This window comes from Kushneria sp. EE4, assembly GCF_977968315.1.
This window is the reverse complement of record NZ_OZ386212.1, coordinates 2,419,563-2,433,056: the sequence shown is the minus strand read 5'-3', so window position 1 is coordinate 2,433,056 and position 13,494 is coordinate 2,419,563. Positions and strand designations below refer to the sequence as shown.

14 protein-coding genes are annotated in these 13,494 nt (G+C 64.8%); 7 read left to right on the top strand and 7 right to left on the bottom strand.

Features of this window, described 5'->3' with window-relative positions; all coding sequences use genetic code 11:
* Positions 1-74 precede the first annotated feature (74 nt).
* From ACXMYO_RS11040 to cobJ, 4 genes are read left to right on the top strand one after another with little or no spacing between them, the layout of a single operon-like run.
* Positions 75-1,499, top strand: coding sequence for a hypothetical protein (locus ACXMYO_RS11040; protein ID WP_457808748.1), 1,425 nt, complete (start codon positions 75-77; stop codon positions 1,497-1,499).
* Positions 1,500-1,548: 49 nt separating this feature from the next.
* Positions 1,549-2,220, top strand: a complete 672-nt coding sequence (locus ACXMYO_RS11035) for a precorrin-8X methylmutase (protein WP_457808747.1) — start codon at positions 1,549-1,551, stop codon at positions 2,218-2,220.
* Positions 2,220-3,026 (top strand): precorrin-2 C(20)-methyltransferase, encoded by an 807-nt coding sequence (locus ACXMYO_RS11030; protein WP_457808746.1) that lies wholly within the window; start codon positions 2,220-2,222, stop codon positions 3,024-3,026. The genes ACXMYO_RS11035 and ACXMYO_RS11030 overlap by 1 nt, the downstream gene beginning before the upstream one ends.
* Positions 3,023-3,808: a precorrin-3B C(17)-methyltransferase gene (gene cobJ / locus ACXMYO_RS11025; protein WP_457808745.1), complete on the top strand. Its 786-nt coding sequence runs from the start codon at positions 3,023-3,025 to the stop codon at positions 3,806-3,808. Before ACXMYO_RS11030 ends, cobJ begins: the two co-directional genes overlap by 4 nt.
* Here the strand turns inward: cobJ and ACXMYO_RS11020 are convergent.
* Positions 3,797-4,570: a cobalt-precorrin-6A reductase gene (locus ACXMYO_RS11020; protein WP_457808744.1), complete on the bottom strand. Its 774-nt coding sequence runs from the start codon at positions 4,568-4,570 to the stop codon at positions 3,797-3,799. The two genes, cobJ and ACXMYO_RS11020, sit on opposite strands and share 12 nt — an antisense overlap.
* A gap of 100 nt (positions 4,571-4,670) precedes the next feature.
* On the opposite strand from ACXMYO_RS11020, the gene cbiE reads away from it, so the two are divergent.
* From cbiE to ACXMYO_RS11005, 3 genes are read left to right on the top strand one after another with little or no spacing between them, the layout of a single operon-like run.
* Complete coding sequence (gene cbiE / locus ACXMYO_RS11015) at positions 4,671-5,960, top strand: precorrin-6y C5,15-methyltransferase (decarboxylating) subunit CbiE (RefSeq protein WP_457808743.1); 1,290 nt, start codon at positions 4,671-4,673, stop codon at positions 5,958-5,960.
* Positions 5,957-6,742 (top strand): precorrin-4 C(11)-methyltransferase, encoded by a 786-nt coding sequence (gene cobM, locus ACXMYO_RS11010; protein ID WP_457808742.1) that lies wholly within the window; start codon positions 5,957-5,959, stop codon positions 6,740-6,742. Before cbiE ends, cobM begins: the two co-directional genes overlap by 4 nt.
* 9 nt (positions 6,743-6,751) lie before the next feature.
* Positions 6,752-7,291 carry a hypothetical protein gene (locus ACXMYO_RS11005; RefSeq protein WP_457808741.1) on the top strand — a complete coding sequence of 180 codons (540 nt, stop codon included), beginning with the start codon at positions 6,752-6,754 and terminating at the stop codon, positions 7,289-7,291.
* An 18-nt stretch (positions 7,292-7,309) separates the two neighbouring features.
* On the opposite strand, the gene ACXMYO_RS11000 is transcribed toward ACXMYO_RS11005, so the two are convergent.
* The 6 genes from ACXMYO_RS11000 to ACXMYO_RS10975 form a co-directional block, all read right to left on the bottom strand.
* The gene (locus ACXMYO_RS11000) at positions 7,310-8,005 is read right to left on the bottom strand and encodes a glutathione S-transferase family protein (protein ID WP_457808740.1); all 696 of its coding nucleotides are present in this window, start codon (positions 8,003-8,005) and stop codon (positions 7,310-7,312) included.
* 22 nt (positions 8,006-8,027) lie between these two features.
* Positions 8,028-9,302, bottom strand: coding sequence for an Nramp family divalent metal transporter (locus ACXMYO_RS10995; RefSeq protein ID WP_438764641.1), 1,275 nt, complete (start codon positions 9,300-9,302; stop codon positions 8,028-8,030).
* A 95-nt stretch (positions 9,303-9,397) separates the two neighbouring features.
* Complete coding sequence (locus tag ACXMYO_RS10990) at positions 9,398-10,576, bottom strand: GGDEF domain-containing protein (protein ID WP_457808739.1); 1,179 nt, start codon at positions 10,574-10,576, stop codon at positions 9,398-9,400.
* Between the two features lie 42 nt (positions 10,577-10,618).
* Positions 10,619-11,275, bottom strand: a complete 657-nt coding sequence (locus ACXMYO_RS10985) for an OmpW/AlkL family protein (protein ID WP_457808738.1) — start codon at positions 11,273-11,275, stop codon at positions 10,619-10,621.
* Positions 11,276-11,441: 166 nt separating this feature from the next.
* Complete coding sequence (locus ACXMYO_RS10980) at positions 11,442-13,109, bottom strand: cation acetate symporter (protein ID WP_457808737.1); 1,668 nt, start codon at positions 13,107-13,109, stop codon at positions 11,442-11,444.
* Positions 13,106-13,432: a DUF485 domain-containing protein gene (locus ACXMYO_RS10975; protein ID WP_457808736.1), complete on the bottom strand. Its 327-nt coding sequence runs from the start codon at positions 13,430-13,432 to the stop codon at positions 13,106-13,108. Before ACXMYO_RS10975 ends, ACXMYO_RS10980 begins: the two co-directional genes overlap by 4 nt.
* Positions 13,433-13,494 lie beyond the last annotated feature (62 nt).

The following is a 13,494-nucleotide window of genomic DNA, read 5'->3' as shown; positions in this document are numbered from 1 at the left end:
CATCATGGACGAGGTCGGCGGGTTTCGCCGTCCCGACCGGTCCGATTTTTTCCTGACTGCGTGGTTGAACGCTCATGTTGCCTGAACCGCACGACTTCAATGCGATGCAAACGCCCGGCTGGAAAAGGGCGCGAGGCGCCTGCCCGTCGCTGGCCACGCCCATGGAAACGGGCGATGGCTGGCTGTCGCGTCTGCCGCCGCTGATCGCACCGCTCGAGGCCGATGAGATCATCACGCTGTGCGAGGCCGCCGAGCGCTTCGGCAACGGGCTGATCGAGGTGACCCGGCGCGGCAATCTACAGCTGCGCGGGCTGGCCGAGGGCGGCCACCGGGGGCTTTCGGACTATCTGATGCGTCGTCTGTCGCGCCACTGGCTGGAAAGCGCCACTCCGGCGGTGTCGATCGATGCGCTGATGGACGTCGATGAAGCCATCGAGGCGCCTACGCGCGCCCTGGCGCGCCGGTTGCGCGGTCAGATCCTGACCGGCGCGCCGAGCGGGCTGGCCCCCAAGTGCGCCGTGGTCATCGATGCCGGCGGCTGGGCCGGGCTTGCCGGACTCTCCGGCGACGTTTACGTGCGCCTGGACGGCGACCGCGGCGGCTGGATCGGCGTGGCCGGCGATCACGGCAGCGCCACCTGGCTGGGCTGGATGGTGGCCTCCAAGCTTGCCAGCGCCGTGCTGGGAATTTTAAGCGAAATCGATGCGCTCGGGGCGATGGCGCGCGGCCAGCATCTGCTCGCCCATGTTTCGATCTATACGCTTTGCGATCTGCTCGGCTGTCGCCCCGGCGCGCCGCCGCCGCGCAGCGGGGTGTATCAGGGCCCGGACGCCGGTGCCCGGCGCCAGCGCGACGTGCTGGATCTGGTCTGGCCGTTCGGGCAGCTGCCGGCGCTGAAGCTTTTGCGCTTTACACGCGAGGCGCAGCGCTGTGGCGCTTTGGGCTTTGCCGCCGCCCCCGGGCGTCACTGGCGCCTGGCATGTCGCGAGCACGCCGATATCGACGCCATCATCCGGGCCGCGCGCGAGGCCGGTCTGATCGTGGCAGACGATGACCCGCGCCTTTCGATCGTGGCCTGTACCGGCGCGCCGGGCTGTGCCAGCGCCTTCATGGCCACGCACGACACGGCCCGGGCGCTGAGCGAGCGCTGGTCGCAGTGGTTTGATGATTCGGTGCGGCTGCATCTGTCCGGCTGCGCCAAGGGCTGCGCCAGTCTTGACGTCTGCACCTTCACCCTGGTCGGCATGGCCCGCGGGGTCGGGCTGGTCTTTCAGGGCAATCCGCGCGGCGTGCCACGATTGATCGCCGGCGACGCTGCGGGTCTGACCGCGGCGTTTGAACACCTGGTGCACACGCTGGGCCATGAAGGCCACGCCCCGGCGCTGGATGCCTCGACACTGGCCGATATCGGCGAGGCGCGCATCGTGGCGCTGCTGCGTGCGGGCAGCGGTTGCGATGGCGACGTGTCAGGGGCGGACGCTGAGGCGGCGCCAGGGTAGAATGGCGCACCTGACTGCCCCGATACCCACTCCAACAATGAGGGAGCCCATGACCGACCGCCATGGCACGCATGACGTACCTGCCCAGCGTTCCCTGCATGACTATGAACATGACGGCCAGGCCATCTATCGTCAGTCGTTTGCCATCATCCGATCAGAAGCGGATCTGGCGCGCTTTTCGACGCTGGAAGCCGAGGTGGCCGTGCGCATGATTCATGCCTGCGGCGTGGTCGAGCTGGCCGGGCAGATTGTCTTTGGCGGGGGCGATATCATGCGGGCCCGCGAGGCGATTTTTCAGGGCGCGCCGATTCTGTGCGACGCCGGCATGGTCGAGCGGGGCGTGACGCGAGCGCGGTTGCCGGCCGACAACAACGTGGTCTGCACCCTGCACGACGCGCGCACGTTTGATCTTGCCAAACGCATTGGCAACACCCGTACGGCGGCGGCCATCGAGCTGTGGGGCGATCAGCTCGACGGCGGGGTGGTGGTCATCGGCAACGCGCCGACCGCACTCTTTCATCTGCTCGATTTGCTCCATCAGGGTGCGCCGCGCCCGGCGGCGATCATCGGCGTGCCGGTGGGCTTTGTCGGCGCGGTGGAGTCCAAGCAGGCCCTGATCGATGCCGGTCTCGACATTCCCTTCATTACGGTGCGCGGGCGCATGGGCGGCAGCGCCATTGCCTCGGCCACCATCAATGCGCTGGCAAGCGACCGACTCTGATGCGATCGACTCCCGAATGTTCTACCGCCTCCGGTGGTGTCTCTCCCGCCTGTGGGCGCCTGTACGGTGTGGGTACCGGCCCCGGTGACCCGGAGCTTTTGACCCTCAAGGCCGCGCGCGTGCTGGCCGAGGCCGACGTGGTGGCCTGGTTTGCCAAAGCCGGCAACCAGAGCAATGCCCGCCGCGTCATCAGTGCGCATCTGCGCGAAGGCCAGCCGGAGCTGGCGCTGTATTACCCGGTCACCACCGAGCTGCATCGCCACTCCGAAGGCTATCGCAGCGCCATTGCCGAATTTTATGCCGACAGCGCCGAGCGACTGGCCGTCGAGCTGGCGGCCGGGCGCAGCGTGGCGGTGCTCTCGGAAGGAGACCCGCTCTTTTTCGGCTCCTGGATGCATCTTCACGTGCGCTTGAAAGACCGCTTCCAGGTCGAGGTCATCCCGGGCGTGACGGGCATGGCCGGCGGCTGGTCGAGCGCCGGCGTACCGATCTGTCAGGGCGATGACGTGCTCACCATCCTGCCGGGCACGCTGGATGAAAACGCGCTGGTGGATCGGCTGACGCGCTGCGAGGCCGCCGTGATCATGAAGGTGGGGCGCAACCTGCCGCATATCCGCACCGCCCTGGAACGGGTGGGACTTCTGGAGCGTGCAGTCTATGTCGAGCGCGCCACCATGGCGGGCGAGCGCATCATGAAACTCATCGACCGCGATGACCGCCCGGCGCCGTATTTCTCGATCGTGCTGGTGCCCGGCTGGGCCGAGTGTGCCCATCCGGTCACCCTGGATGCGCAGGTCACCTCATGAGCGGCCGGCTGATCGTGATCGGGCTGGGACCGGGTGAGGCCACCTATCTGACCGCGCAGGCACTCGAGGCGCTGGCGTGTGCCGACTGGTTCTACGGCTACGGCCCCTACGTGGATCGGGTGGTGGCCGTGGACGATCCGCGCCGGGTGGTATCGGACAACCGCGAGGAGGGCGCCCGCGCCCGTGAGGCGCTCACTCTGGCCGCCCGGGGGGAATGCGTGGCGATGCTCTCCGGCGGCGATCCGGGCGTGTTTGCCATGGCCTCGGCGGTGTGTGAACAGATCGAGCGCGGCCCCGGGGCGTGGCGTGAACTGAGCCTTGAGATCGTGCCCGGTGTGAGCGCCATGCTGGCGGCCGCCGCGGCCTGTGGCGCGCCGCTGGGCCATGACTTCGCCGCCATTTCGCTGTCCGACAATCTAAAGCCCTGGCCGCTGATCGAGCGCCGGCTGCTGGCCTGCGCCGGCGCCGGGCTGGTCATGGCCTTTTACAACCCGATCTCGAAGGCGCGCCCCTGGCAGCTGGGCGTGGCGCTGGAGAAGCTGCGCGAGGTGCTTTCCCCTGACACGCTGGTGATTTTCGCCCGCGCCGCCGGCCGAGCCGATGAGCAGATCACGACCACCACGCTTGGTCAGGCCCGCGCCGAGCAGGCCGATATGGCAACGCTTGTCATCATCGGCAGTGAGGAGACGCGCCGGGTCGAGCGGCCCGGGCAGTCGTCGCTGATCTACACGCCGCGCTTTGCCGCCGGCCATGATCCCGAGGCATCCGGCTCACAGGGCTGATACCCACTCGACCAGCCGCGTCATGCCCGCGTCATCCAGACCCTCCACAACAGGTATGTTCGGCATGGCCGGACGGCGCATCATGATGACCTCTATCCCCAGTTCACGGGCGGCTTCCAGTTTGGGGCGTGTCGCCTCGCCGCCGCTGTGCTTGGTGACCAGCACGTCGATGGCCTTCTCGCGCAGCAGACGACGCTCCGCGTCCAGCGTGAAAGGGCCGCGGGCGATCAGGTTGTCCACATGGGGCAGGGCCAGCGGTGCCTCGATGGGGTCGATGCTTCGGATCACGTAGTGGTGCATGGGCGCGGCTTCAAACGACGCGGCCTGCTCGCGGCCGAAGGTGAGCAGTACCCGCCGTGGTATGGCGCCCAGCAGGGTGACCGCCTGCTCGGTGGTGTCGCATTCAATCCAGCGGTCTCCGGGGGCACGCTGCCAGCCGGGGCGGTTGATGCGCACGATGGGCAGACCGGTCCGGCGGGCAGCTTCGCAGGCGTTGTGCGCCATCTGTGCGGCAAAGGGGTGGGTGGCCACGATAATGGCATCGATATCATGCGCCTCGAGCCAGGCCACCAGCCCGGTAACGCCGCCAAAGCCGCCGCGGCGCGTGGCCACGCCGTTGTCGATGGGGGTGCGCGTGCGTCCGGCCAGCGACAGGGTAACCGAGAGACCCGGCAGGGTGGCCAAATGTGCTGCAATCCGGCGGGCTTCAAGCGTACCGCCCAGCAGCAGGAGATGTTTATGATGGGAAACGATTGAACACATGGCCTGTCAATGCCGTAATCAGTGATGATGAACACGCCCCGGTCACTGTACACCCGATGGATGTCTTGACGGGTGGCGCAATATAACAGGAGAGAGATGCATGAGCCCCAGTGATGCCCCCATTGACGCGCCGTCGACCGAAAAGATTGATGGCCGTGCGCCCTGGCTTGCCATCGTGGGTATCCAGGAGTCCGGCGCCGAGGAGCTGTGTGACAAGGCGCGTGAGGCGATCAGTCAGGCCTCGGTGGTCTTTGGCGGCTCGCGGCATCTGGCGCTGACCGCCACGCTGATTCAGGGCACGCCGATCGCCTGGCCCTCGCCGCTCAGCGAGGGTATCGATCAGCTGCTGGCGCTGCGCGGCCAGCGGGTGTGTGTGCTGGCCTCGGGTGATCCCTTTCACTACGGCATCGGCTCGACGCTTTCGGAATATGTGCCGGCCAATGAAATGGAGGTCTTCCCGGCGCCGTCGGCCTTTTCGCTGGCCTGCGCCCGCCTTGGCTGGCCGTTGCAGAAAAGCCGCCTTTTGTCGCTGCACGGACGGGCCATGAGCCGCCTTAACGGTCACCTGCACCACGGCGTGCGCATCGTGGCGCTGACCAGCGATGGGGACGCACCGGGTCTGATGGCCGGCATGCTCAACGAGCGCAACATGGGCGAGAGCCGCATGACTGTGCTGGAGGCGATGGGCGGGCCGCGTGAGCGCATCGAGCGTTTCACGGCGCAGTCGCTGGCGCGCGAGGCGCGCGAATTCGATGCGCTCAACGTGGTGGCGCTCGAGATCGTGCAGCACGGCGAGGGCGCCGTGGCCGGTCTGGCCCCCGGGCGCAGCGATGTGCTCTTTGAACACGACGGCCAGATCACCCGGCGCGATATTCGCGCCATGACGCTGGCGCGTTTGTCACCGCGCCCGGGGGAGCGGCTGTGGGATATCGGTGCCGGTTCCGGGTCAATTGGTATCGAATGGCTGCTGCTGGATGACTCGCTGGAGGCGGTGGCGATCGAGCGCGACGAAACGCGCTGTCAGCGCATTCGCCGCAACGCCGAAACGCTGGGCGTGCCGCGTCTCGAGATTACTCCGGGCGAGGCGCCCGAGGCGCTGTCGGGGCTGGCCACGCCGCAGGCCATCTTCGTGGGGGGCGGGGTGAGCAACATGGCGCTGATGGCGCGCTGCTTTGACGCCCTCGCCCCCGGCGGCCGGCTGGTGGCCAACGCCGTGACGCTGGAAAGCGAGCTGGCACTCGGCGAGTGCCATCGCCTGCTGGGCGGCGAGATGATGCGCCTGAGCCTTGAGCAGACCGCGCCGCTGGGCGGCATGATCGGCTGGACACCGGCGCGCACCATCACCCAGTGGGTCTGGACCAAACCGCTGGACTTTCAGGGGGTGTCATGACGGTCCACTTCATCGGCGCCGGCCCCGGGGCGGCCGATCTGATCACCTTGCGCGGCCAGCGCCTGCTGACGCGCTGCCCGGTGTGTCTTTATGCCGGCTCGACGGTGGCCACCGAGCTGCTGGAGCACTGTCCGCCCGGGGCGCGTCTGGTGAACACGGCGCCGCTGGATCTCGACGCGATCGAGGCGGAATACGTGCGCGCCCACCAGAGCGGTGAGGAGGTGGCCCGGCTACATTCGGGGGATCTCTCGGTTTATAGCGCGCTGGCCGAGCAGCTCAGGCGCCTGAAACACCACGGCATCGACTACACCCTCACCCCCGGCGTGCCGGCCTTTTCGGCGGCCGCGGCCCTGATCGAGCGCGAGCTGACGGTGCCGGAAATTGCGCAGAGCGTGGTGCTGACTCGCCTTTCCGGGCGCGCCTCGAAAATGCCCGAGCGCGAGCAGCTGGAAACCTTTGCCGAGACCGGCGCGACGCTGGCCATCCATCTGGCGATTCATCGTCTGGACGAGATCGTCATGCGCCTGACCCCTTTTTACGGCGACACATGCCCGGTGGCGGTGGTGTATCGCGCCAGCTGGCCGGAAGAGCGAGTGGTTCAGGGCAGGTTGCGCGATATCGTCGAGCGCCTGGCACTGGACCCGATCGAGCGCAGCGCGCTGGTTCTGGTCGGCCCGGCGCTGGCCAACAGCGATTTTCGCGACAGCGCGCTGTATGAGACAGGCTACTGCCGTCGCTTTCGTCACGAGGGCGATGACGCGTCAGGGTTTGAGAGGGGATGAGGAGACAACATGCAAAATGACCTGCCCGACAGGGGCGCCGATAGTGAGGCGCTTTATGCCTTTCGCGAGCATCGGCTCTCCTGGGTGGCCTATCTGGATGCCGCGCTCAAGGGCGTGGTGGGCATCGCCATCAGCGTTGCGCTGATGCTCTCGCCGCGCTGGATCACGATGGCGCCCATCACCGCGCAGATTCTTTTCTACGCCGGCATCGCGTTTGCGCTCTGCGCGCTGGGGCTGTCGATCTATCGGCTTTTTTATATTCGCCGCGTGCGGCTTTATACCGATCAGGACGGGGTCTGGTGCTATCGCGGCATTCTGCCGTGGCGGCGCGGCATCGTCGGCACCAACTGGCGCGACGTGCGACAGGCCAGCTACGGCACGGGCTTTGTGCGCTGGGCGACGAAAGCCTACCCGGTCAACGTCGATAACCGCTTTACCGATACCGACCCCATTACCCTTGCCCACGTCCACCGCGGCCACGAGTTTGTGGGGCATGTGAACGCCTGGCGCAACCGGATGCTGCGCCAAAACGGCGAAACGCTGCGCTAGGCCTTATCAGGTTCAGGCTCAGGCCTTGATCGGCGGGCGACGGTCTTCGATGACGCGCCGTCCGCGAATACAGTCTTCTTCGTGAAAGGCTTCTCGCCAGAGCTCCTGCGTGCCGGCCTCGACCCATTCGGCCACGGCCGGGTGAGCGAGCAGCCGCTCGACGTAAGCCATGGCGCCCTCACCCAGGGGGAGCTGATAGTTTTTGAGGCGCACCGCCACCGGGGCATAAAAGGCATCCACCGCGGTGAAAGCGTCACCTGCCAGCCAGGGTCCGCCAAAACGCTCAAGCCCCGAACACCAGAGCGAGTCGAGGCGCTCAAGATCGCGCGTGAGCGCCTCGCTCGGTGTGCCGACCTCGATGGTTAGACCGCAGTTCATCGAACACTCATCGCGCAGCGCACCAAAGCCCGAGTGCATCTCGGCGGCTGCGCAGCGGGCAAAGGCGCGCGCCATGGGATCCTGCGGCCAGACGGCCGGCGTGGTTTCGGCCAGATACTCGCAGATCGCCAGCGAATCCCACACCGTCAATGCGCCATCGACCAGGCAGGGCACCTTGCCGGTCGGCGAGAAGGCGTCAAAGGCCGGCTGGCGTGCGCCATATTCAAACGGCGTTAACACCTCCTCGAAGTCGATCCCGAGGGCGCGCATCAGCACCCAGGGGCGCATCGACCATGACGAGTAGTTCTTGTTGGCGATATGAAGCCGATAGCGCATGGTAACTCTCTCCGGGAGATGATCAGATCACGCCCAGCATACCCAGAAATACCCGCAGCGCCAGCAGACAGACAATCAGCATGACCAGCCCGTAGACCAGGTTCTGTTTGAACGTGTTGGCAAGCGTGCCCAGCAGCGTTTGCTGATTGCACAGCACCCAGATCGAGCCCACGATCGCCGGCAGCAGCAGCCCGTTGATCGCCTGCGCCGTCAGGATCAGCTCGATGGGCGTGCTGCCATAAAGCGCCACGATGACCACCGGCGCCAGCGCGGCCAGCAGCATGACCCCTCGATTGCGCGGGCTGCGGGCACTTTCGTTACGACCGGTCGCCTCGCCCAGCAGCGGCGGCTGCACGGCAATGTTGAAAAGTCCCGACGAGAAGCCGGCCGCCCACAGGCCGAGCGAGAACAAAACGCCGGCATACTGGCCCAGCACCGGGGTGAGCTGACCGGCCATGTCGGCCGCGCCCGAGACCCCGGTGCCCAGCGGGTGAATGGCCGCCGCCGAACACAGCAAAATGGCGACCATGACCACACCGGTGATGATCACATTGGTGGTGTGATCAAAGCGGGACAGGGCCAGACGCTTGTCCATGGGGGTGGTGGTGTCGCCTTCATACTTGCGCTTGATGAACGCCGACAGCCCCATCACGGTATTGGGCGGCAGCGTGGTGGCGATCAGGGCGAGAATCAGCCAGTAGTTGCCCTCGGGGACCCGAAAGGAGAAGCCGGTGGCGGCGACCTCATTCGGGTTCGGGCCGGCCAGTGCCAGCGTCAGCACAAACGACAGCACGATCAGGGCGATGATGACGCGATTGACGTTTTCCAGCAGGCGATAGATGCCGACCCAGCACATCAGCAGTGCCGACAGGGCCAGTATGCCCACCCAGGCCAGAATCGGGATCGAGGGCAAAAGATAGTTGAGTGCCAGGGCGGCGCCGGTGAAGTTGCCGGCCTGAAAGGCCACGGCGCCCAAAAGTAGTGCAACGTAGAGTGTGATGGCCCATTTTCGGCCCATGCGCTGGCGAATGCCTTCCATGGCCGACATGCCGGTGGCCAGGGTAAAGCGAATCACCGGTCGCTGAAAGCAAAAGGCGACCACGGAGGCGGCCATGACCGCCCATAGCAGCGCAAAGCCATACTCGGCGCCGGCCACCGACAGCGTGGTGATCGAGCCAGGGCCGAGAATGCAGGCGGCCACCATGGCGCCCGGCCCCAGCGCGCGCAGGCGCTCCATGATACCGAGCGACGCCGGTGCCCGGGCAGCAGCGCTTTCGTGAGTGGTCATCGTTTTCATGGTCGGGGCTCCTGGCAAATGGGCATGCCCCCTTTCCATGCAAAAGGTGTGCCCGTTGCACAGGGTCCGTTGTCGAATTCAGCAATACCGAGTGATCAGGCCTCGTTTGACAGGGGCGTACCCAGAGCCGCGTCGTACCGACAGACCCGGTTACGCCCTTCATGCTTGGCTCTGTAAAGCGCCTCATCGGCGTTTTGAAGCATCGAGGCGAAATCATTCTTATCGGCCGATGCCCTTTCCGCCACGCCAAGGCTGATGGTGACGTTGAGCGTGTGCTGTCCCGACAAAAAGGGCGTTGTTGCCACGCGATGGCGCAGGCGTTCGGCCATGACGGCGGCCTCCTCGAGGCGGGTGTCGGGCAGCAACAGCAGAAACTCCTCGCCGCCCCAGCGCACGGGCATGTCCTGTTGGCGCGTGATGGCCCTCAGATGCCGGGAGAAATCCTTCAGGACGCTGTCTCCGGCGTCATGACCCAAACGGTCGTTGACCGACTTGAAATGGTCCAGGTCGATAATGATTACGCTTGAGATCGGCCCGCCCCAGTGGGCGTTTTGCTGTTTCAAAATGTCCTGCACGGCGCGTCGGTTGGCCAGGCCCGTCAATTGGTCGGTTTCCGACAGGCGTTTTAATTCAATGCTGGAGCGCTCGCCGGTCATGGCGATAAAGCCGAAATAGATCAGAATGCAAAGGACCTGGTCGGCCATGATGGCGGCCTGACCGCTGACCATCATCTCCACACTCATCGCCCCCGTGATCAGCATGACAAGGGGAATAAACAGGGCAAGGAAGTAGACGCCAAAGGCCAGCGCCACCACGTACTGCGACAGAATCCGCTTTCGGGGCGGCCTGAAAATTTCGGCCACGGCCAGCGCCGTCATGGCCGAGGTCATGAAAAATACCGTGGACAGCTTCATCGCCTCCGGCGCGTTCAGCCATGACAGAGCCGACAGCAATACGGCGGGGGTCACGCTGATCAGTACCAGAGCGCCTGCGTTGACGCGGCGCTGATAAAAGATTCTGAGGCCGCTCCATGACAACGTCAGACTGGCGAAAAAGAGTGTGGTGGTCACAAGCCATAGAGGCAGCGGGGCGATCGGGTAGCTCGGGCTCAGGGCCATGCAAAGCGACCCCGCCGCCGAGGCGGCCAGCGCCACAAGCCAGTGCCGCAGGCAGCGCTCGTCGGGCTGGCTGAACACCGTGGCCAGAAAGATCACCAGAAAGGTGCATCGGCTGACGCCACTGGCCAGATACAGGGTCTCGGGATTGAAGGGCATGGTCTGGCACTACCTCGCTCGGATGCGGCGGCGTGGGGCGGGCTAGAGTCGATACCCCAGAGCCAGACCCGTGATGAGCGTGCTCGTATCAACTTCTGCACTGAACCCTTCACTGTCGAAATGATAGGCCGGCACCCGGATGTATTGCACGGCGGCGTTGGCGAACCAGTGCCCGCCAAGGTGGTAATCAAGCCCGGCGCCCAGAAGGGGGCTTCTGATCGACTCGACCTGAAAGTCGGGAATGTTATCGGCCGGTTTGACCTCCAGGGTTCGGGACCAGAGCATGCCTGCGCCGACGTAGGGGCTGAGCGAGGCGCCCGGACGAAAGCGATACTGCACCATCAGCGCCAGGGCGGCCGTCTTGATCGTTGCGATGTCGAAATCACCCAGGGCCGAGTCCACGAGCCGATAGGGGGTAGAGGAAACGCCGCCCGTGAGCTGAAGGGCCCAGCGGTCGGTCAGGAAATAGCTGAGATCCAGCGTCGGCGAGACAACATCGGGTGTTTCGACGTCGCCGCCAATGCCGGGAACGCTCGCTTTCATATCAAGCGTCGTAATGCGTGCGACCCCCGCTCGAATGAGCCAGTCGCCCTGCGTGAGCCCGGGGCGTCCTGTGTCGGCCGATACGGCTGGCGCACCGAGGATCAAAAGCCCGGCCAGCCCTGTCAGCTGCCAGTAACGTTGATGACGTGACGCCATGATCTGCTGGCAACTCCCGGGGTTTGTAACATTGTGTTATATGGATAGCGGCCCGTCTTCGGTAAACTTTAGACGGCTCGAGAGATGACGGGCGCAGACACTGGCCTGGCACGGCCAAAAAAAAGCCCTGCTCGAGGCAGGGCGAAGGAGAGAGGCGGTAAAGTGATTAGTGGGCGACGCTGCCGGAGGCACCGATGCCGGTCTGGGAGCGGACGAACTGGGCATCGAACAGATCGCGTTCGCGGGCGGCGGAGGCGGAGTTGTCGGTGACCGAGAACAGCCAGATACCGATAAAGGCGACCGCCATCGAGAACAGCGCCGGGTAGTCATAGGGGTAGATGGGGCTGTCGTGGCCCAGCACCTGCACCCAGATGGTCGGGCCCAGAATCATCAGCACGATGGCCGTGATCAGTCCCAGACCGCCGCCGATGACCGCACCGCGCGTGGTCAGCCGGCGCCAGTACATGGAAAGCAGCAGCACCGGGAAGTTGCAGCTCGCCGCGATCGAGAAGGCCAGACCCACCATGAAGGCCACGTTCTGACTCTCGAAGGCGATCCCCAGCACGATGGCGACCACCCCCAGCACCAGTACGGAGATCTTGGAGATGCGCACTTCCTTTTTCTCATCGGCGTTGTCTTTCATGATGACGCCGGCGTACAGGTCATGCGAGATGGCTGAGGCCCCGGCCAGTGCCAGACCCGCAACGACCGCCAGGATGGTGGCAAAGGCCACCGCCGAGATAAAGCCCAGGAAAATGCTGCCACCCACGGCGTTGGCCAGGTGTACCGCCACCATGTTGGTGCCGCCGATGATCGCCCCGGTACTGTCCTGAAAGGCCGGGTTGGTACTCACCAGAATGATGGCGCCAAAGCCGATGATAAAGGTCAGAATGTAGAAATAGCCGATGAAGCCGGTCGCCACGAACACGCTCTTGCGCGCCTCCTTGGCGTTACTCACGGTGAAAAAGCGCATCAGGATGTGAGGCAGCCCCGCGGTGCCAAACATCAGGGCCAGCCCCAGCGAGATCGCCGAAATGGGGTCCTTGACCAGCCCGCCCGGACTCATGATCGAGGCCCCGTTGGCATGTACGGCCACCGCCTCGTTGAACAGCCCCTCGAGACTGAAATTCACGTGCATCAGCACCATCAGCGCCATGAAGCTGGCACCAAAGAGCAGGATGGCGGCCTTGATCATCTGTACCCAGGTGGTGGCCAGCATGCCGCCAAAGAGCACGTAACAGACCATCAGCGCCCCGACCACCACCACGGCAATGTGGTAGTTAAGACCAAACAGCAGCTGAATCAGTTTGCCGGCGCCCACCATCTGGGCAATCAGATAGAGCGCCACCACGGCCAGCGACCCAAAGGCGGAAAGGATGCGTACCGGACGCTTGCTCAGGCGAAACGAGGCCACGTCGGCAAAGGTGTAGCGCCCCAGATTGCGCAGGCGCTCGGCGATCAGAAACATGATCATTGGCCAGCCGACCAGAAAGCCCATCGAGTAGATCAGACCGTCATAGCCCGAGGTGAACACCAGCGCCGAAATGCCCAGAAAGGAGGCCGCCGACATGAAGTCGCCCGAAATCGCCAGACCGTTCTGGAAACCGGTAATATTGCCACCGGCGGCGTAGTAGTCCGATGCCGACTGACTCTTCTTTGACGCCCACCAGGTGATATAAAGCGTGATGCCCACAAAGATCAGGAACATGATGATCGCCGGCACATTAAGGCCCTGCTGCGTCACGGGGCCGGTCAGGGCATCGGCCACGGCAGGGGTCGCGATCAAAAGACCGAGCGCTGTCACCAGCGCGAGCTTGAAAGACACGACAATCATTGACCGATCTCCTCAAGCACCCGGGCATTGAGGCGATCGAACTCGCCATTGGCACGACGCACATAGAGGCCGGTCAGTACGATGGCCACCACGATCAGACCCAGGCCGATCAAAATGCCCCAGGTCGTGGTCATGCCGCGGGCAAGCGGCGTGCCCAGCACGCCGGGCGCAAAGGCGATCAACAGGATAAAGGCCATGTAGAGGCTCAGCATGATAATGGAGAGCGTCATGGCAAAACGGGAGCGTTTTTGCACCAGTTCCTGGAAGCTGGCATTGCGCTGAATGTCGCGCCACTGGGTATCGTTGTGCGTCGGTCTACTCATGGCTCATCCTTGTTATCCCGGTGGATTACCGTTTTTATGTGCATGGCCACTAATACTTGCCC